Raw genomic sequence first — 18498 nt, forward strand, 5'->3', positions numbered from 1 at the left:
CTTTGCCGCTGGATCCGATCCGCGGCATTCTCTCTCCTGTCAGCGCGATCTGATCCGGCGGCCCCCAAGGAGGCCCAGCAGGAGACAACGATGTACACGCCACCCTTTTTCAAGCAAGACCGCGCCGCGAGCCTGAAATTTGCGGACACGCGCGGCTTCGGCACCGTGTGCGCCTTCGACGGCCACAAGCCGGTCGCCTCGCCAATTCCGTTCTATCTGACCTATGCCGCGGACGGCACGCCGCAGGCTGCCTTTCATGTCGCCCGTCACAATCCCCTGCTAAAGCTTGCGGACGGGACGAGCTCCTGGCTGCTCGCGGTCAACGGCCCCGATGCCTACGTGTCGCCGGACTGGTACGTCTCGCCGGATCAGGTGCCGACCTGGCTGTACCAGTCGGTGCATCTCAGCGGGCCGGTGCGGCTTCTGTCGGATGACGAGCTGGCGGTGCAGATCGACACGCTCAGGGAGAAGTTCGAAAACTGGCTGTTGCCGAAGACGCCATGGACGTCGGGCAAGATGACGGCGGGGCGGCTCGAGGCGATGAAGAAGGCGATCGTGGGTCTGGTCATGGCGGTTGAAGAGGTCGAAGGCAGCTTCAAGCTCAACCAGCACAAGTCCGACGCCGACTATACGGCGATCGCCAACGCTCTTGGCGCGCAAGCCCATGCCGACGCCAGGGAGATTGCGCAACTGATGCAGGACGTAAGGCCGGAAGCCTTCGCATCCGAGACCAACATGCTCGAAAGGAGCGCGCCATGACCTTTTCTGAAGCCAGCCTCGTTGACACCAAAAACGCCCCGAAGACGGGCGCTGCGACGAAGCCCGCCACCGTCTTCGTCGACGGCGGCTCCGGCACCACCGGGCTCGGCATCAACGAGCGGCTGAAGCTGCAGAACGACGTGGTCGTGAAGACGATCGCCGAGGACAAGCGCAAGGATCCCGCCGCGAAGAAGGCACTGATGGAGGAGGTCGACCTCGTCATCCTCTGCCTGCCGGACGATGCTGCCAGGGAAACGGTTGCGCTGATCGACAGCATGGGGCCGTCGGGGCCGAGGGTGCTGGATGCCTCGACCGCGTACCGGGTCGCGCCCGACTGGGCCTATGGCTTTCCGGAACTGACGCCGGATCAGGCTGGCAAGATCAAGGCTGCGAAGAAGGTCTCCAATCCCGGCTGCTATCCGACCGGCGCGATCGCGCTGCTGCGACCGATCGTCGATGCCGGCCTGCTGCCTGCGGACTATCCCGTCACCGTCAATGCGGTGAGCGGCTATTCCGGCGGCGGCAAGTCGATGATCGCGACTTTCGAGGACGGCAGCGCGCCGTCCTTCGAACTCTACGGCCTCGGCTTCGAGCACAAGCATCTGCCGGAGATGCAGCTCTATTCGAACCTGACCCGGCGGCCGATCTTCATCCCTTCCGTCGGCAATTTCCGGCAGGGCATGCTGGTCTCGGTGCCGCTCCAGCTCGACACGCTGCCCGGCAAGCCCAGCGGCGCCGATCTCCACGCCGCGCTGGCAAAGCGTTACGCCGGCTCGAAATACGTCTCGGCGATGCCGCTTCAGAACGAAGCGACCAAGGGCGGCAAGCTTGAGCCGGAAGCGCTCAACGAGACCAATATGCTCGAGCTCTACGTCTTCGCCAGCGACAAACATCACCAAGCGGTGCTGGTCGCCCGGCTCGACAATCTCGGCAAGGGCGCCTCCGGCGCGGCCGTGCAGAACATGCGACTGATGTTGGGCCTTGCCGACGAGTAGCCGATCGAGCGTTGCTCGCGAGGCCAGCCCGGCGGACGAAGCGATGCTGCAACTTTCGGCCCGGCAAGACGATCCAGTGACGCCTGAAAGGAACGCGTGATGAGCTCGAAGAAGATCGGCATTCTCGGCGCCTCCGGTTACACCGGGGCCGATGCGGTGCGCCTGTTGGCGCGGCATCCGAATGCCGAGATCGTCGCGCTCACCGCCAACACCCACGCCGGCAAGTCGATGGGCGAGGTGTTTCCGCATTTCTTCATGCTGGATTTGCCCCAACTCGTGGAATGGGAAGAGGTCGACTGGAGCAAGCTCGATGCGGTGTTCTGCGGGCTGCCGCACGGCACCACGCAGCAGATCATCGCGGCCGTGCTGAAGGCCAACCCGAAGATCAAGGTCCTCGACATGTCCGCCGATTTCCGGCTGCGCGACAAGGACACCTACGCGCAGTGGTACGGCCACGAACATCAGGCACTCGAGTTGCAGGGCGAAGCCGTTTACGGCCTGACCGAATTCTATCGGGAGAAGATTGCCGCGGCGCGGCTGGTCGCCTGTCCCGGCTGCTATCCGACGGCAGCGTTGTTGGCGCTGGTGCCGCTGGCGAAAGCAAATCTGATCGACGTCGATGACATCCTGATCGACGCCAAGTCAGGCGTCACCGGCGCCGGACGCGGCCTGAAACAGAACACGCTATTCAGCGAGGCGGGCGAGGGGATTTCGCCGTATTCGGTCGGCACGCACCGGCATGCGCCGGAGATCGAACAAGAGATCGGCGTCGCGGCGGGCGCGAGCGTGACCGTCAATTTCACGCCGCATCTCAACCGATGTCGCGGGGCGAGCTCTGCACGTCCTACGTCAAGCTCAATGGCGCGACGCCGGACGATTTGCGGGCCGCCCTCGAGAAAGCCTACGCGAACGAGCCGTTCGTGCATGTCGTCAAGAAGGGCGTGCTACCGCAGACCCAGAACGTACGCGGCTCGAACTATGTCCAGATCGGTGTCATCGCCGACCGGATCAAGAACCGCGCCATCGTGATTTCGGTGCTTGATAATCTGGTGAAGGGCTCGGCCGGTCAGGCGATCCAGAACATGAACCTGATGTTCGGATTTCCCGAGACCGCTGGACTGGAGCAGATCGCGCTGTTTCCCTGATCGGAGTGGCCGCCGTGGACCAAGGGACTCTGCAATTCTATCGGAGCAACGCCAGGTCCTATGCGGACTGGGCGAAGGCGCCCTCGACGCGGCTGCGAGGCTTTCTCGCTCTGCTGCCGTCCGGCGGCTCGATCCTCGAGCTCGGCTGTGGCGCCGGCAATCATTCGGCGGTGATGCTGGCCGAAGGTTTTTCGGTGCGCGCCACCGACGGCTCGCCTGAAATGGCCGAGATCGCGTCGCAGCGGCTCGGTCATGCCGTCGAGGCGATGCGGTTCGACCAGCTTGACGCGCACGAGGCCTATGACGGCGTCTGGGCCAGCGCCTGTCTCCTGCACGTACCGCGCGACGAACTCGCCGGCATCCTGGCGCAGATTCGTCGCGCGCTCAGGCCGTCAGGCGTGTTCTACGCCAGCTACAAGATGGGCGAGGGCGATGGCCGGGACAGTCTCGGGCGCTATTACAATTATGCGTCGCCGGAATGGCTCGAGGCGACCTACGCCAGCGCAGGTCCATGGATCACGCTGTCGTCGGACAGGAACGTGATCCAGAGCTTCGACGAGACGCCGGCGAACATGCTGCATCTCGTCGTTCGCAAGGCCTGATTTCAGACTACAAGGCCTGATCTCAAACCACCTTGAAGATCGCGACGGCCAGCACGGCCTGCGCGATGAAGCCGACGGTGAAGGCCAATGTGCGGAACACCGGGATCCCGAGCGCATAGACGATCAGATGCGCGACGCGGGACCAGAAATAGACGGCGCAAGCAAGCACCGTCCATTTCGAGGAATAGTCGATGGCGTTCAGGATCAGCACCAGCGGCGCGAACAGCACGAGGTTCTCGACGGCATTGTCATGCGCGAACATCAGGCGGTTCGCCCATTCCGACTGCGGCTTGTCGGTGCGCGAGGGATTGGCCATCGCGCCACCGAGGCCGCGAATCTGGCAGCGGTTGATGGTGTAGGGAATCCAGAGGATTCCAGTCAGGACCACCGTCAGTGTCAGCCAGAACAATTCACGCGTCATAACCCGGTCCCCTCATCAATTTCTGCCGCAGGCGTGGAGCTTATACGAAAGCGCGGAAGATTCTGCTATGCGCGAACCCTGACATAGCTGCCGGGCGCGTCCTCGATCGGGGGAAACGCCTCGCTGCCGACCGTGCGGGCCGGGACTTCCTCGGGATCGAGTGCGCCCAGCCATTGCCGCCAGTCCGGCCACCACGAGCCCTTGTGCTCGACCGCGCCCTTCATCCACTCGGCGACATTGGCGGACTTCACGTTGTCGTTGGTCCAGTACTGGTATTTGTTCGAGGCGGGCGGATTGACCACGCCGGCGATGTGGCCCGAGCCGGACAATACGTATTTCACCGGACCGCCGAAGAACTGGGAGCCGTACAGCACCGATTCTGCCGGCGCGATATGGTCCTCGCGGGTTGCGAGATTGTAGATCGGCACCATGACCTTGGAGAGATCGAGCAAGGTGTTGTCCAGCACCAACGTGCCGGTCGAGAGCCGGTTCTCAAGATAGCAATTGCGCAGATAGTACGAATGGTTCGACGCGGTCATGCGCGTCGCGTCCGAATTCCAGTGCAGCAGGTCGAACGCGCTCGGCTGTTGGCCCTTGAGGTAATTGCTGATGACATAGGACCAGATCAAATCGTTGGAGCGCAGCATGTTGAAGGCCATCGCCATCTTCGAGCCTTCGAGCACGCCGGCCGCCTTCATGTCCTGCTCGAGGGATGCGATCTGCTCCTCGTCGACGAACACGAGCAAATCACCGGCATGGGTGAAGTCGACCTGTGCCGCGAAGAATGTCGCGGACGCCACACGCTGGCGGCGCTTCTCGGCGAGCCAGGCCAGCGTGGTCGCGAGCATGGTGCCGCCGACGCAATAGCCGGCGGTGTGCACCTTCATCTCGCCGGTGACCTTCTCGATCACGTCCATCGCCGTGAGCGGGCCTTCCTTCATGTAGTCTTCCCAGCTCTTGGCACCGAGCCGCTTGTCGGGATTGACCCATGAGATCACGAACACGGTGATGCCCTGATCGACGCACCACTTGATGTAGGATTTCTCCGGCTTGAGGTCGAGGATGTAGAACTTGTTGATCCAGGGCGGGATGATCAGGAGCGGCGTCCGCAGCACGTTCTCCGTCGCCGGCGCATACTGGATCAGCTGCATCATCTCGTTCTGGTAGATCACCTTGCCGGGCGTCGTCGCCATGTTCACGCCGACGACGAGATTGTCCGGGTCGGACTGACGGATCTTCAGCGTGCCCTTGCCGGCGGCGATGTCCTCGGCCAGCATCTTCAGCCCGCGCGCGAGATTTTCGCCGCTGCTGGCCACCGTCGCGCGCAGCACTTCCGGATTCGTTAGCACGAAGTTGGACGGCGACATCGCGTTGGTGAGCTGCTGGACGTAGAACTCGGCCTTGCGGCGTGTCTGCGGATCGAGCCCCTCGGCGTCGCGCACAAGCTCCTGCGCAAATTTGGTCGTGAGCAGATAAAGCTGCATCACGAAATCGAAGAACTGGTTCGACTTCCATTCCGGATCGGCAAAGCGCTTGTCGCGCGGCGAGGGCGCGATCGCGGGCGGGGCGTCCTGACCGGCCATGCGGCGCGCCGCCGAGCCCCAGAGGTCGAGATAGTCCTTGGCGAGCTTGGTCTGGAGTGCGGAAGACCGCGACGTATCCGACAGCCAGTATTCGGCGACGGCGGTGAAGGTCTTGACGACCTCGGCTAGCTCGGCCGGCGGACGATCCTGCACCTCGCCGCTTTCGCGCGGCTTCAGGTACGCGGCGAGCGCCTTGCCGCCGCTCTCCATCGCCCGCGCGACATTCATCGCGAAGGCTTCCGCATCGAACTTCGTCTCGGGTTTGGGCGTATCGATCGTGGCCATACTCATGAGCAGAACAGTAACGATTCATTCCGTATTCGTCACCGCGAAGCTCGCATGTTTGGCGTTAAACACTCGCGAAGATGTGTTGCAGTGCGACAAATTTTCTTGGTTCCGTCACAATCGAGCCGCACCGCTCGGCTTGGTGGGTATCTGGGCTATTTTCTCGCTCGCACCATTTGGGCAGCAATGGTTTGAGCTTGGGCGCGGGCTTGGGTAAGGTTGCCCGGGGCCGTGCTTTGGGACGAAGTGGGGATTTCCCTAGTGTTGGCGTTGAGGGACCTGCAAAAGTCGCGGCGGATCTGTGGCGCGCTGCTGATGGTGGCGCTCGCCCTAGGCGGCTGCTCGAGTCAGCTTGCGGATATGACGCCTTCCGATGCGCAAGCGCATCCCAGGGAGGCCGGGAGCTATCTGCCGGTGCACGATCTGCCTCCGGATCGCGATCAGGCGGTCATCCCGCCGGACCAACGCGCCAAGATCGAGGCCGAGCTTGCTGCCGCGCGCGACCGTCAGGCGGTCGCCACCAAGGACGCGAAATAGGGCCCTGCAAGGTAATCGCTGGCGCCTCCGCCTCGCCGTGCTAAAAGACCTTAGTTCAGCCGAGAGTCAGGGCGAACGACTTCAGTCAACGTCGTCGATAATTGCTCTAAGTATTTGATCTTGAGTAATTTTCGCGAAGGACGCAGGCGCCTTCCGCCTGGTCTTTATGTCCTGTCGATTCTGTCCTGACCGGTTGCCCGGAGCCGAGAGAGCCATGGAAGAGTTTTACCGCATCCGCCGCCTTCCGCCTTACGTATTCGAACAGGTCAACCGGGCCAAGGCAGCCGCGCGGAATGCCGGCGCCGACATCATCGACCTCGGCATGGGCAATCCGGACCTGCCGGCGCCGGCGCATGTGCTGGAGAAGCTGAAGGAGACGCTGGGCAAGCCGCGCACCGACCGCTACTCGGCCTCCCGCGGCATCCCCGGGCTGCGCCGGGCCCAGGCCGGCTACTACGCCCGCCGTTTCGGCGTGAAGCTCAATCCCGACACCCAGGTGGTGGCGACGCTCGGCTCCAAGGAGGGCTTTGCCAACGTGGCGCAGGCGATCACCGCGCCCGGCGACGTCATCCTTTGTCCCAATCCGAGCTACCCGATTCACGCCTTCGGCTTCTTGATGGCGGGCGGCGTGATCCGCTCGGTGCCCTCAGAGCCGACGCCGCAATTCTTCGAGGCGGTCGAGCGAGCGATCGTGCATTCGATCCCGAAGCCGCTGGCGCTCGTCGTCTGCTATCCTTCGAACCCGACCGCCTATGTTGCGAGCCTCGACTTCTACAAGGACCTGGTCGCGTTCGCGAAGAAGCACGAGATCCTGATCCTGTCCGATCTCGCTTATGCCGAGGTTTATTTCGACGAAAGCAACCCGCCGCCCTCGGTGCTCCAGGTGCCGGGCGCGATGGACGTCGCCGTCGAGTTCACCTCGATGTCGAAGACCTATTCGATGGCTGGCTGGCGCATGGGCTTCGCGGTCGGCAACGAGCGCGTGATTGCGGCACTCGGCCGCGTCAAATCCTATCTCGACTACGGTGCGTTCACGCCGATCCAGGTCGCAGCGACCGCCGCGCTGAACGGACCGGACGATTGCATCAAGGAGATGCGCGACACCTACCGCAAGCGGCGCGACACGCTGGTGGAATCGTTCGGCCGTGCCGGCTGGGAGATCCCGCCGCCGGAGGCGTCGATGTTCGCCTGGGTGCCGCTGCCGGAAGCCTTCCGCAGCGTCGGCAGCATGCAGTTCGCGACCCTGATGGTGGAGAAATCCGGTGTCGCGGTCTCGCCCGGCGTCGGCTTCGGCGAGCATGGTGAAGGATATGTCCGTATCGCCATGGTGGAAAACGAGCAACGGATCAGGCAGGCCGCGCGCGGCGTGCGCCGCTTCCTTGAAAGCGGCATCGAAACGTTGCACAACGTCGTTCCGCTCGCCACTCGGCGTTAAGTTCTCTTCCGCAGGTTTTCCAAGGCATCATGGTTGCACCCCTGAAAGTGGGCATAGCGGGGCTCGGCACCGTGGGCGCCGAAGTTGTCCGTCTGATTGAAACGCAGGCGCGCGTGCTTGCCGGCCGCAGCGGCCGCGGCATCCGCGTCGTCGCCGTCACCGCGCGCTCGAAGGCCAAGAAACGCGGCGTCGATCTGCGCGGCGTCGAGTGGGTCAAGGATCCGCTTGCCCTCGCCACGCATCCCGGCATCGACTGCTTCGTCGAACTGATGGGGGGCTCCGGCGATCCCGCCTTGTCGGCGGTCGAGGCCGCGCTCGCTGCCGGTAAATCCGTCGTCACCGCCAACAAGGCGTTGCTGGCAAAGCACGGCCTCAAGCTGGCAAAGGCCGCCGAAAAGCACGGCGGCGCGCTGAATTTCGAGGCAGCCGTCGGCGCTGCGATCCCTGTCATCAAGACGTTACGCGAAGGCCTTGCCGGAACCGGCATCAACCGGGTCTACGGCATCCTCAACGGCACCTGCAATTACATCTTGACCCGGATGGAGCAGGAGGGCCTGTCCTTCGCCGAATGCCTGAAGGACGCGCAACGGCTCGGCTATGCCGAGGCCAATCCGTCCTTCGACGTCGACGGCCACGATACCGCGCAAAAGCTCGCCATTCTCGCCAGCCTCGCTTTCGGCACGAAAGTTGCTCAAAGCGCGGTGTATGTCGAAGGTATCTCCTCCATCGCGCCGGAAGATCTCCGTGCCGCTGACGATCTCGGTTACCGGCTCAAGCTCCTCGGCGTCGCGGTTCGCACCGCCAAGGGCATCGAGCAGCGCGTGCATCCGACCATGGTTCCGAAATCCTCGTCGATCGCACAGGTGATGGGTGTCACCAATGCGGTCACGATTGATGGCGAGGGCATCCCGCCGATCACGCTGGTCGGCCCCGGTGCCGGCGGCGCTGCGACCGCATCCGCCGTCGTGGCCGACATCGCCGACGTCGCGCGCGGCATTCGCGCCAATCCGTTCGGCCGGCCGATTTCGCAGCTGCGCGATACCAAGAAGGCGCCGATGGAGCGCCATGAGGGCGGCTACTACATCCGACTTCTGGCACGCGATTTCCCGGGCACCGCGGCTGCGATCGCGACGCGGCTTGCGGAGCAGAAGATTTCGATCGAGTCGATCGTGCAGCGCCATCCCAATGGCGGCGCTGCGCCGGCAGACGGCAAGGCGGTCCCGGTGCCCGTCATCCTCATCACCTATGCCACGCACGAGGACGCCGTGCGCCGCGCGCTCGCGGCCGTGCAGAAGGACAAGGTGATCAGTGGGCGACCCCAGGTCATCAGGATCGAGAAGAACTGAGCATGACCTGGAAAAGTGTGAAGCGGTTTTCCGGAAAGGTCATGCTCCAAGAATAAGACACGGTTCGAACGAACTGTGGGTGTTACGAGTTGATGCGACGGAGATGTCCGTCCAAAACTGTTTCGAAGGAGTGAGCCGATGTCGACCCATATTTCAGTCCCGCCGCAAGCGTTGCTCGAGCGCATTCTCACGCTGGAGATCGTGCGTGTGACGGAGCGGGCGGCGGTGTCTTCGGCGCGTCTGCGCGGGCACGGCAACGAGAAGGCGGCCGACCAGGCCGCGGTGGACGCGATGCGGCGCGAGCTCAACAAGCTCCCGATCGAGGGCACCATCGTCATTGGCGAGGGTGAGCGCGACGAGGCGCCGATGCTCTTCATCGGCGAGAAGGTCGGCATGAACGCCGGCCCGCAGGTCGACATCGCCGTCGATCCGCTCGAAGGCACCACGCTGTGCGCCAAGAACATGCCGGGCTCGATCGCCACCATGGCGATGGCCGACGGCGGCACGCTGCTGCACGCGCCCGACGTCTACATGCAGAAGCTCGCGATCGGTCCCGGCTATGACAAGGGCGTCGTCGAGCTCGATGCGACACCGGCCGAAAACGTCCACCGCCTCGCCAAGGCCAAGGGCGTCAAGCCTGACGGCATCACCGTTCTCGTGCTCGACCGGCCGCGCCATGCCAGCATCATCGAGAGCGTACGCTCGACCGGCGCCGCCGTGCGCCTGATCACCGACGGCGACGTCGCCGGCGTGATCCACTGCGCCGACCCCGACAATACCGGCGTCGACATGTATCTCGGCACCGGCGGCGCGCCGGAAGGCGTGCTCGCGGCCGTGGCGCTGCGCTGCATCGGCGGTCAGATGCAGTGCCGTCTCATCCTCGACTCCGAAGAGAAGCGCGAACGCGCCGCCAAGATGGGCGTCAACGATCCCAAGATGATCTACGGCATCGAGGACATGGCGCGCGGCGACTGCCTGTTTGCCGCCACCGGCGTCACCACGGGCTCGCTGCTGTCAGGCGTCAAATTCCGCAAGGACGGCGTGATCGAGACCGAGACGGTGGTGATGCGTTCCGTCACCGGCACCGTGCGCTACATCAAGGCCGAGCATCGCGAACTGGCGAAGTTCCATTTGGACTAGTGTCAGCGACGTCCGCCTGCGTTCGTTCGGCGAATTTAGCCGGACGTCGTCGCATACAGCACCAGGATGGACATGATCCATCGCCTGTCTACTAAGGGCTGCGCGGCGCGGCCGGCATGAACAAGAACGCATCGCGCAAGGTCAGAGCGAGTTGGAGCGCTTTTTGGAGCTCACCAACTTCCTCAGCCCGAGGCAGCAAAAAAGCCCTCGCTGACGCAATGTCTCCGCTCGCGAGCGCGCGGCGCGCATTCGTGTCCGCCTCGGCATAGGCGTCGGTCGCGAGCATTTTGGACAGCTCTTGCGATACGCCGCCATCGAGGATTTCCAGGCGAGCTTCCGATACGTAGTGATCTGGCCGCAGCTCTATCAGGTTCTCTGACTTCGCCGGATCGAAAAGCCCGACCTTGCCCAGCATGATCAGAAGCGGGTGATTTCGCGCGAGAGATGACGGAATGATCTGGTAGGTCTTGAGCCTTCCAGCTCGGTCCTGAAGAGAAAAGAACGAAATGACCGGCCCGATCCGAAAGCGCGAGTTGCGGTGGAGCACCGCAACGTGACCGATGTTCTCGTCATCGTCTTTGTACACCGTCCCGCTCTCGATGTTTTTGTCGAGGCCATTTGCAATCAAATAGGACGAAGCGTTGGCAACACGAAGCGTGACGCCGCGTTGGTCGAGTCCGTCCACCTCAAATTCGATCTCGCGTCCGATGAATGCGGACAGTCCGACCGTATAGGCTCCGACGGTCTCTCCGGAACGGAAGGGAATGATTTCCATCCACAATCCGAACGGATGATCCGGAAACGGCTCGAACGAGCGGCGTGACTGCTCGAGCCACATCTCGGGCGAGCGGCCCACATTGCCGCGCCAGACGACGCCGAGACAGCCGGGAAGTGCTTCAAGCATGGCGCCGACAAAGGCAGTCGTAAGGCGCACACTCTCGGCGAACCCAAGCGCTTTCGGTTCTGAGTTGTCTTCGGCGGAGCCCATTGTCGCGACGACGAGGTGCGCGCGGTGGCGGCCGGCGGCGTGGAAAGCCTCCGGGCCATACCCAGGAGGCTCGCTGCCACAGCTGCTGATCGTAGGGCATGGGTGCGGGCATCAAGAGGATGGTCATGAGATGATCGCCGACGCGGATGAACATCGGACCGTCGGTATCGTTACTTGGTGCGACTGGGCTGCGGTCCCACCGCAAGCCAGGATGACGAACGCGTAACGTCTCGATTAAAGATGCCTCGTCCGGAAGGCGGGCATCCTCAAGCAATATACATGCAACAGGGATGGTGGTCATGACAGATGCGCTGCACCCCGACTGGTTGAGACCCGTCACTTTGTTCATCTTGCGCGTGTTTGATGTGCGGGACTAGCGCTATTGTTGCACGGAAAGGATCATGCTTTAAAGCCTTTCATCTGAGACGAAGCCAGCTGGGGCGCGGAAAATCCGCGAAGCGAAACATGACCACGACATCCGATCTCTCCGCCGTCAAAGCCCTCGTCTTCGACGTGTTCGGCACAGTCGTCGACTGGCGCACCAGCCTGATCACGGACTTCATGTGGTGGGCGAAGGGCCGCGGCATCTCCGCCGACTGGACCGCACTCGTCGACGGCTGGCGCGGCATGTACATGGCCTCGATGGATGACGTGCGCAAACATCCCGAGCGCGGCTATGTCATGCTCGATGATCTGCATCGCCGCTCGCTGGAAAAGCTGGTCGCGCAATTTTCGATTCCAGGCCTGACCGAAGCCGATCTCGATCACCTCACCAGGGGCTGGCACCGCCTGTATCCGTGGCCCGACAGTGTCGCGGGCCTGACGCGGCTGAAGACGAAATTCGTGATCTCGCCGCTGTCAAACGGCAATGTCGCGCTGCTCACCAACATGGCGAAGTTCGCAGGGCTTCCCTGGGACCTCATCATGTCGGCCGAGCTGTTCGAGCACTACAAGCCCGATCCCGAAACCTATCTCGGCGCCGCGCGCCTGCTCGGCCTCAAGCCGGAAGAGGTGATGATGGTCGCTGCCCACAACGGCGATCTCGCTGCCGCGCAGAAGAACGGGCTGAAGACGGCTTTCGTGGCGCGACCGACCGAATACGGTCCGCTCCAGAAGGTCGATTTCGAGGCCACCGGCAATTGGGACATCGTCGCCAGGGATTTTGGCGGAATCGCCGACAAGCTCGGGTGCTAAGGTGGCTGCGACTTTGCAGAGGGCCAAGGCTCAGCCTCGCAGCACGTTCCACGGGGCGAAGGCGTTGTTGACGCCCTCGAGCGCCGGTCCGAGTTGCGGCACATGCCGCAGCAGCACCGATTTCATTCCGTTGTTGTGGATCCAGTCCAGACCGAAATTGGTGTAGACTTCCGCCCGGTAGTCATCGGTGAAGAACCGGTCGCTCTTGAGACGCCGCGATGCCATCAGGATGAAAATGCGGAAGGCGGTATCGCTGAAGCCAAAACCATCCGGCAGGTCCTCGGCCAATAGTCCGACCATCAGATCAACGCGATCGACGTCGCCCTTGTAGATCGCGCGCATCTTCCTGGCCGCGCCGGGGATGCTGGTGATTTCCTCGAATGTGTTGACCCGCTTCTTGCCGACCAGTTCGCGAAACCGATTGTAGCGCGGCACGCCGCGCTCGCGATCGCGCATGATATCGATGGCGGCCACGTCCAGCAACGGCTGGCCGTCTTTGGTGAACTGGCGCAGGAAGTTCGGATAATTGTGCAGGCGAATGGCGCCGGGATGGGCGGTGCCGAACGAGTACAGCAGGTCGACGAAGCCGTGAGTCTGCATGAACTCGCGGGAGGCGGGGCCCTGCATATCGACCAGGTCGCTAAGGGTAACCTGTGTGCTATCGAGCCGCCGTACATCCATCTTTTCGGGGATCAGCGGGTGCAGGCGGTACACGGCGGTGAATTCCTCGGTCATCGCGTAGGGCGCGCTGTGCTGGTCCGTCGGAGAGCCGATGATGCCAAAGGCGGCCTCGCTGTTCTTGCCGAGCACTGCGCGCAGCACCCGGCACGGGATCCCCGACCAGTTGGCGTGCATGCTGAAGTCCAGTGCGGGATGGCCGAGGATGCCTGGCGTCCATTCGACGGTGTGGATCTTGGCGATCAGGGCTGCGTTGATCAGGCGCGCATGCTGGAATAGCGCCTCGTCGTTCCAGGTCGGATACCGCGTCTTCAAGCCGTCGCAGATGACATTGTGCTCGCGTGCAAAGAGGTTGTGCAGCAGGCTGAGCCCCACCCACCAATTGTCATTGAAGCCGGTGAGATCGGCGCCCGGATGGACTGGATCGGCTGGAAGCATCCCATCATCGCCGACAGCGATCTTCCCATCTGCCCCGGAACGGATCTGCATCTGCCTCGCGCGGTCGCTGCCGTAGATCTGTCCGGCGTCCCACCAGTGCGAGTTGAGGTTGCGGAACGTGGGGGTCGCGCCGAGCCATGGTTCACGTGGCGTCTCGTCGCAAACGGTTCGACGGATCTTCATGCAGCCGTCGATCCGCTCATCCGCAGGCCATTCGTCGTTTGGCTTCAGCGGAATTTTGAACTCGTTTCCCGACTTAGGGGCCCCATGGCTGAACCAATTATGGGTTTCGAACTGGATCCAGGCGGCGGCCAGCAGATTGAGGCTGGTCGCGGGAATGAATTCGCGGCGCGCCAGCAATTCCTCCGAGATCAAGCGCGGACTGGGTTCGAGCAGGTCGTCCAGGCTGCCCGGTACACATTCGGGCAGCGCGAAATTGCGTCCGAACCGGGCGCCAGCCATCCCCATGCGCGGATGGTCGAGGCTGTTGAACGAGCCGTCGGCGGAACGCCAGCGGTCATTGCCCGTGCTCCAGCGAGGCGATGTCGTGCCGTAGCCGGTATGGTGCAGATTGTGCTCACGCAGCCGGTCGCGGAACGCCGAGAGATTGGCAGCTCCGAGCAGGGTCGGCAGTTTGTCCCATGTGACAAAGAAGTTGACGGCCCGATAGACAACATCCGGGACCCATTGGAGCCGGTCACGATGGAAGACAAAACCATCGTTCTCGCGGGACATTGACGCTCCCAAACAATTCACGTCAATAAATGCGATCTGCAATTAGTAGCTGTAGTTCAATAACACCAAAATGTCCGCCTGCCAACGCCGCCGGAGACATTGCGGATTGCAATTGCTTGCCGGTCAGCCGGACAGCGGTAATCGTTCGGGCGGTCCGGGCGGCGCGTGCGCCACCCGGACCTGATCCGCCGATTACAACGTCATCTGCATCGGTTCGGGATAATAGTGGAATCCTTCGCCGGCCTTGGCAACATGGCCATAGCCCGGCCAGGCGAAGTGATAGGACATCACGGGCGTCTTGTTCGCCGCAAGCATAGTCAGCAGCTTGACGCGCGACTCGGCCGCCTGCTTCGGGTCGGTGTCGTAGGAGAATTCCATCCGCGGCCGCTCGAGCAGCAGAACGGGATGGTGCGAGAGGTCGCCCATGAAGGCGAAGGACTTGCCGGCCGACGAGACCATGAAGATGGTATGGCCGACGGTGTGACCGGGCGCTGCGATCGCCTGAACGCCGGGCAGGAATTCCTGGCCATCCTTGAAGAACACGATGCGGTCGCGCACCGGCAGCAGGTTCTTGCGGGCGTGAACGACGAAATCCTTGGCGTCGCTGCCGAGCTTGCCTTCGTCGGTCCAGAAGTCGAAATCGGTCTGCGAGATGTAGATCTGCGCGTTCGGAAACAGCGGCTTGCCGCCGTCGTCCACGATGCCGCCGATGTGGTCGATATGCGCATGCGAGCAGACCACCGCATCGATGTCCCCAGGCTTGATGCCTGCCTCGGTCATGCTCTTCTGCTGCCGGCCGGTGGTGGCGCCGAACATCTTCGAGCTGCCCATGCCGGTATCGAACAGAATGAGCTTGTCGCCGGTGTTGACGATCGGCGAGTTCTGTTCGAGCACGACATTGTCCGGCGACAGGAAATTGTCGACAAGCATCTTCTTCACCTCTTCCTTGGGAACGCCGGTGAAGGTCCCGGAGGGGTCGCCGAGCGGCAGCGGTCCGTCGGAGACGATGGTGACTTCGGCATCGCCGAGAACGAAGCGGTGCCAGTAAGGCGTCTGGGTGCCGAGCTTGGGAGCGCGCGCCATCGCGCTGCTGCCGAGCATTGCGCTGGCACCAAGGCCAGCCCCGAGAGCGAACAAGGATCGACGTGAGACATCGATTGTCATGCGTTTCCTCCGCTTTTGTCTTTTGTTTTGCGCAATTGTTTGCGCGTTACATTCGGCCCGCGCCGATCGCCTCGCGTCAGCACGATCCGACCGCACGGCTGAATGCAATCAATGATTGTGTCGCGATTGTGTCTCTTGACCGCGCGTTGTAGGGGGGCCGCGAGTTTCTTTCTGCGTCGCGAATGCCGTCTCACGCAATCCGCGGCACCAGGTCACTGCCTTCCGTTTCAGCAAAGCCCGCCTGCAAAACCTCTTCGCGCTTGTGGCGTAGATGCGCGCGCAGGATATGGGCGAGGCCGACGCCGTCGCGCCTCTGCAGTGCATTCAGGATGGCATCGTGCTCCTTCACGGCGACCGCCCAGCGCTCGGGCGTCATCGGCGTGACATAACGCGCGCGGCGGATGCGCGCGGTCACGGACGTATACAGCCCTGCAAGCACCGGGTTTCCGGCCGCAGCGACGATGCCTTCGTGAATGGCGCGGTTGCCGCGATAGTACCGGATCAGGTCGCCCTCGCGATGATGATGCACCATCTCCGCATGCGCGGCGGCGATCGCGTCGATCTCGGGATCGGTGATGCGTTCGCAGGCGAGTTCGCCGGCGAGCGCTTCGAGACCCTGGCAGACCTCGAAGAGGTCGCGCATGTCCTTGTCGGTCAGTTTTGCGGCGCGCGAACCGCGATGCGGCAAAAGCTGCACGAGCCCTTCGGCGGCGAGCACCTTGAGCGCCTCGCGTAGCGGCGTGCGCGATATCTGAAGCCGCTCGCACAGCTCGCGCTCGGGAATCCGCGCGCCGGGCGGGATTTCGCCGTCGAGCAGGATGGCCCGGATGCGGCCGACGACTTCCTCATGGAGCATGGGTCTGAAGTCCATTTGAATGCAAAAATGAGGCTATATGCGAATTAATGCAAGTTCCAGCTTGTAAATCGATCATTTTGCATTCAAAAATGTAGAAAAGCAGAAGGACATGAGGAAAATGGACCAGCAGGTGGTGGCGGAAGACCTCGTTTTCGAGCGCCAGGACGGTATCGGGCGGATCACCTTCAACCGCCCGCAGGCGCGCAATGCCTTCACCTTCGCGATGTACGAGCGGCTCGCCGCGATCTGCGAGGAGATCAACGACGATCACGCGATCAAGGTGCTGGTGCTGCGCGGGGCCGGCGACAAGGCCTTTGCCGCGGGCACCGACATCAATCAGTTCCGCGATTTCAAGTCGCCGCAGGACGCGATCGACTACGAAAACCGCATCGATCGGGTCCTGACCACGCTCGAGCAATGCCGCGTGCCGACGATAGCAGCGATCAACGGGTTCTGCACCGGCGGCGGCGCGGGCATCGCCGCGGCCTGTGATCTCCGCATCGGCACCCAAAGCGCGAAAATCGGCTTTCCTATTGCCCGCACGCTCGGCAATTGCCTGTCGATGTCCAATGTCAGTCGTCTCACCGCGCTGATCGGCGCTGCCCGCGTCAAGGATCTGATCTTCACCGCGCGCCTCGTCGACGCGACGGAGGCGGCCAGTGTCGGGCTGCTCGGCGAGGTCGTCGAGGATCTTACCGCGCTCGACAGGCGCGCCGACGAGGTTGCCCGATTGCTTGCCAGCCACGCGCCGCTGACGCTGAATGCGACCAAACAGGCCGTGGCGCGTCTGCAAAGGCGGCTGACGCCGGACGAGGGCGAGGACCTCATCCTGATGTGCTACACGAGCCAGGATTTTCGCGAAGGGCTCGATGCTTTCCTCACCAAGCGCGCGCCGCAATGGCGCGGCCAATAGGACGCCCCGATGCAAAGCGATCGCTCGCAATCAACCTCCGGCCGTTCGGGGCCGCTTGCCGGCCTTAAGGTCATCGATCTCACCCATGTCATGGCGGGGCCGACCTGCACTTTGATGCTGGCCGACATGGGCGCCGACGTGATCAAGATCGAGAAATCGCCGAACGGTGACGACACCCGCCATTCGGTGCCGCCGAAGATTGGCGACGAGGCGGCCTCCTTCCTGATGATGAACCGCAACAAGCGTGGCATCGTGCTGGATCTGAAGACCGAGGGCGGCAAGCAGGTGCTGCGGCGGCTGATCGCGGGCGCCGATGTGCTGGTCGAGAATTTTGCGCCGGGCGCCATGGAGCGCCTCGGCTTCGGCTACGACGACCTGCACAAGCAGCATCCAGCGCTGATCTATTGCTCGCTGTCGGGCTTCGGCCGCACCGGACCCTACAAGCACCGCCGCGGCTTCGATCTGGTCGCCCAGGCGATGAGCGGCATCATGAGCTTTACCGGCGAACGTCCCGATGGTCCGCCGGTGAAATGCGGCCCGCCGCTGTCCGACATCACCGCCGGCCTGCTGGCGAGCATGGGCATCCTCGCGGCCTACACGCACCGTCTCAAGACCGGCGAAGGGCAGTGGGTCGAGACCTCGCTCTATGAGGCCGCGCTGGTGCAGACCTACTGGCAATCCACGATAGCGCTGGCCGCTGGCACTGCGCCGCGTGCGATGGGTTCGGCCCATCCGCTCAACGCGCCGTACCAGGCCTTCGAGGCCTCGGACGGCTGGCTGGTGGTCGGCGGCGCCAACAAGAAGCACTGGCTGTTGATGCTGGAAGCCCTCGGTGCGAGCGAACTCGCCTCCGATCCGCGCTTCGTCACCGGGGCCGACCGCATGGCCAATCTGAAGGAGCTCGAAGCTGTCCTGAGCGAGCGCTTTCGCACCCGGACGCGGGCGCACTGGCTCGCTGCGCTGGACGAGAAGGGCGTGCCGTGCGGACCCGTGCACGACATGCTGGAGGCGCTTCGCGATCCGCAGACGCTGGCGCGCGAGATGGTCGTCGAGGTCGAGCATTCCACGCTCGGACCCGTGAAGACGATCGGCTTGCCGGTCAAGTTTTCGCAGACCCCGGGCAAAGTGCGCACGGGCGCGCCGGTCTACGGTGAGCATACAAGCGAGGTGCTGGTCGAGCACGGGTTCGACCAGAAGCAGATCGAAGCGCTGGAAAAAGAAGGCGCAATCGTCCTGGCATCAGGAAGACGCGAGGAACGCGTCGCCTGACCGGACGTCGAAAAC

17 protein-coding genes are annotated in these 18498 nt (G+C 63.1%); 11 read left to right on the forward strand and 6 right to left on the reverse strand.

Features of this window, described 5'->3' with window-relative positions:
- The first annotated feature begins 90 nt into the window (after positions 1 to 90).
- The 4 genes from AC0L3A_RS23615 (at position 91) to AC0L3A_RS23630 (ending at position 3501) form a co-directional block, all read left to right on the forward strand.
- Complete coding sequence (locus AC0L3A_RS23615) at positions 91 to 759, forward strand: FMN-binding negative transcriptional regulator (RefSeq protein ID WP_007591532.1); 669 nt, start codon at positions 91 to 93, stop codon at positions 757 to 759.
- Positions 756 to 1754 (forward strand): N-acetyl-gamma-glutamyl-phosphate reductase, encoded by a 999-nt coding sequence (gene argC / locus AC0L3A_RS23620; protein ID WP_007591530.1) that lies wholly within the window; start codon positions 756 to 758, stop codon positions 1752 to 1754. The genes AC0L3A_RS23615 and argC (AC0L3A_RS23620) overlap by 4 nt, the downstream gene beginning before the upstream one ends.
- Positions 1755 to 1853: 99 nt before the next feature.
- Entirely contained in the window at positions 1854 to 2783 is a 930-nt protein-coding gene (argC, locus tag AC0L3A_RS23625; RefSeq protein ID WP_473255321.1) for an N-acetyl-gamma-glutamyl-phosphate reductase, read from the forward strand.
- 130 nt (positions 2784 to 2913) lie between these two features.
- Positions 2914 to 3501: a class I SAM-dependent methyltransferase gene (locus AC0L3A_RS23630; protein ID WP_007591528.1), complete on the forward strand. Its 588-nt coding sequence runs from the start codon at positions 2914 to 2916 to the stop codon at positions 3499 to 3501.
- A 22-nt stretch (positions 3502 to 3523) separates the two neighbouring features.
- Here the strand turns inward: AC0L3A_RS23630 and AC0L3A_RS23635 are convergent, their stop codons facing one another.
- On the reverse strand, positions 3524 to 3922 hold the full coding sequence (locus tag AC0L3A_RS23635; RefSeq protein ID WP_007591527.1) for an MAPEG family protein: 399 nt from the start codon (positions 3920 to 3922) through the stop codon (positions 3524 to 3526).
- Positions 3923 to 3987: 65 nt separating this feature from the next.
- Positions 3988 to 5796, reverse strand: a complete 1809-nt coding sequence (locus AC0L3A_RS23640) for a PHA/PHB synthase family protein (protein ID WP_007591526.1) — start codon at positions 5794 to 5796, stop codon at positions 3988 to 3990.
- A gap of 255 nt (positions 5797 to 6051) precedes the next feature.
- Between AC0L3A_RS23640 and AC0L3A_RS23645 the strand changes: the two genes are divergently transcribed.
- The 4 genes from AC0L3A_RS23645 (at position 6052) to glpX (ending at position 10248) form a co-directional block, all read left to right on the forward strand.
- The gene (locus tag AC0L3A_RS23645) at positions 6052 to 6327 is read left to right on the forward strand and encodes a hypothetical protein (RefSeq protein WP_035992760.1); all 276 of its coding nucleotides are present in this window, start codon (positions 6052 to 6054) and stop codon (positions 6325 to 6327) included.
- 214 nt (positions 6328 to 6541) lie between these two features.
- Positions 6542 to 7762 carry an LL-diaminopimelate aminotransferase gene (locus AC0L3A_RS23650; RefSeq protein ID WP_007591524.1) on the forward strand — a complete coding sequence of 407 codons (1221 nt, stop codon included), beginning with the start codon at positions 6542 to 6544 and terminating at the stop codon, positions 7760 to 7762.
- A gap of 29 nt (positions 7763 to 7791) precedes the next feature.
- Positions 7792 to 9108 carry a homoserine dehydrogenase gene (locus AC0L3A_RS23655; RefSeq protein WP_007591523.1) on the forward strand — a complete coding sequence of 439 codons (1317 nt, stop codon included), beginning with the start codon at positions 7792 to 7794 and terminating at the stop codon, positions 9106 to 9108.
- A 138-nt stretch (positions 9109 to 9246) separates the two neighbouring features.
- Positions 9247 to 10248 carry a class II fructose-bisphosphatase gene (gene glpX, locus AC0L3A_RS23660; protein ID WP_007591522.1) on the forward strand — a complete coding sequence of 334 codons (1002 nt, stop codon included), beginning with the start codon at positions 9247 to 9249 and terminating at the stop codon, positions 10246 to 10248.
- Positions 10249 to 10339: 91 nt separating this feature from the next.
- On the opposite strand, the gene AC0L3A_RS23665 is transcribed toward glpX, so the two are convergent.
- Entirely contained in the window at positions 10340 to 11236 is an 897-nt protein-coding gene (locus AC0L3A_RS23665) for a hypothetical protein (RefSeq protein WP_354128173.1), read from the reverse strand.
- A gap of 465 nt (positions 11237 to 11701) precedes the next feature.
- Here AC0L3A_RS23665 and AC0L3A_RS23670 point away from each other — a divergent pair, with 465 nt between their 5' ends.
- Positions 11702 to 12430 (forward strand): haloacid dehalogenase type II, encoded by a 729-nt coding sequence (locus AC0L3A_RS23670; protein ID WP_219680299.1) that lies wholly within the window; start codon positions 11702 to 11704, stop codon positions 12428 to 12430.
- Positions 12431 to 12460: 30 nt separating this feature from the next.
- Here AC0L3A_RS23670 and AC0L3A_RS23675 read toward each other — a convergent pair whose 3' ends face one another.
- From AC0L3A_RS23675 to AC0L3A_RS23685, 3 genes are all read right to left on the reverse strand, one after another.
- Positions 12461 to 14281, reverse strand: coding sequence for a peroxidase family protein (locus AC0L3A_RS23675; RefSeq protein WP_354128174.1), 1821 nt, complete (start codon positions 14279 to 14281; stop codon positions 12461 to 12463).
- Positions 14282 to 14473: 192 nt separating this feature from the next.
- Positions 14474 to 15445 carry an MBL fold metallo-hydrolase gene (locus AC0L3A_RS23680; protein WP_007591519.1) on the reverse strand — a complete coding sequence of 324 codons (972 nt, stop codon included), beginning with the start codon at positions 15443 to 15445 and terminating at the stop codon, positions 14474 to 14476.
- Between the two features lie 190 nt (positions 15446 to 15635).
- Positions 15636 to 16301, reverse strand: coding sequence for a GntR family transcriptional regulator (locus tag AC0L3A_RS23685; RefSeq protein ID WP_088940849.1), 666 nt, complete (start codon positions 16299 to 16301; stop codon positions 15636 to 15638).
- 118 nt (positions 16302 to 16419) lie between these two features.
- On the opposite strand from AC0L3A_RS23685, the gene AC0L3A_RS23690 reads away from it, so the two are divergent.
- A complete protein-coding gene (locus tag AC0L3A_RS23690) occupies positions 16420 to 17214 on the forward strand; it encodes an enoyl-CoA hydratase/isomerase family protein (RefSeq protein ID WP_219680291.1) in 795 nt (264 codons plus the stop codon).
- A gap of 9 nt (positions 17215 to 17223) precedes the next feature.
- Positions 17224 to 18483 (forward strand): CaiB/BaiF CoA transferase family protein, encoded by a 1260-nt coding sequence (locus AC0L3A_RS23695; RefSeq protein ID WP_007591516.1) that lies wholly within the window; start codon positions 17224 to 17226, stop codon positions 18481 to 18483.
- The last annotated feature ends 15 nt before the right edge of the window (positions 18484 to 18498 follow it).

The organism is Bradyrhizobium sp. MI1.3 (assembly GCF_055811695.1).

Coding starts and splice junctions, on each gene's coding strand:
- AC0L3A_RS23615 (WP_007591532.1), top strand. CDS start 91: ATGTACACGCCACCCTTTTTCAAGCAAGACCGCGCCGCGAGCCTGAAA.
- argC (WP_007591530.1), top strand. CDS start 756: ATGACCTTTTCTGAAGCCAGCCTCGTTGACACCAAAAACGCCCCGAAG.
- argC (WP_473255321.1), top strand. CDS start 1,854: ATGAGCTCGAAGAAGATCGGCATTCTCGGCGCCTCCGGTTACACCGGG.
- AC0L3A_RS23635 (WP_007591527.1), bottom strand. CDS start 3,922: ATGACGCGTGAATTGTTCTGGCTGACACTGACGGTGGTCCTGACTGGA.
- AC0L3A_RS23640 (WP_007591526.1), bottom strand. CDS start 5,796: ATGAGTATGGCCACGATCGATACGCCCAAACCCGAGACGAAGTTCGAT.
- AC0L3A_RS23650 (WP_007591524.1), top strand. CDS start 6,542: ATGGAAGAGTTTTACCGCATCCGCCGCCTTCCGCCTTACGTATTCGAA.
- AC0L3A_RS23655 (WP_007591523.1), top strand. CDS start 7,792: ATGGTTGCACCCCTGAAAGTGGGCATAGCGGGGCTCGGCACCGTGGGC.
- glpX (WP_007591522.1), top strand. CDS start 9,247: ATGTCGACCCATATTTCAGTCCCGCCGCAAGCGTTGCTCGAGCGCATT.
- AC0L3A_RS23665 (WP_354128173.1), bottom strand. CDS start 11,236: ATGGGCTCCGCCGAAGACAACTCAGAACCGAAAGCGCTTGGGTTCGCC.
- AC0L3A_RS23670 (WP_219680299.1), top strand. CDS start 11,702: ATGACCACGACATCCGATCTCTCCGCCGTCAAAGCCCTCGTCTTCGAC.
- AC0L3A_RS23675 (WP_354128174.1), bottom strand. CDS start 14,281: ATGTCCCGCGAGAACGATGGTTTTGTCTTCCATCGTGACCGGCTCCAA.
- AC0L3A_RS23680 (WP_007591519.1), bottom strand. CDS start 15,445: ATGACAATCGATGTCTCACGTCGATCCTTGTTCGCTCTCGGGGCTGGC.
- AC0L3A_RS23685 (WP_088940849.1), bottom strand. CDS start 16,301: ATGCTCCATGAGGAAGTCGTCGGCCGCATCCGGGCCATCCTGCTCGAC.
- AC0L3A_RS23690 (WP_219680291.1), top strand. CDS start 16,420: ATGGACCAGCAGGTGGTGGCGGAAGACCTCGTTTTCGAGCGCCAGGAC.
- AC0L3A_RS23695 (WP_007591516.1), top strand. CDS start 17,224: ATGCAAAGCGATCGCTCGCAATCAACCTCCGGCCGTTCGGGGCCGCTT.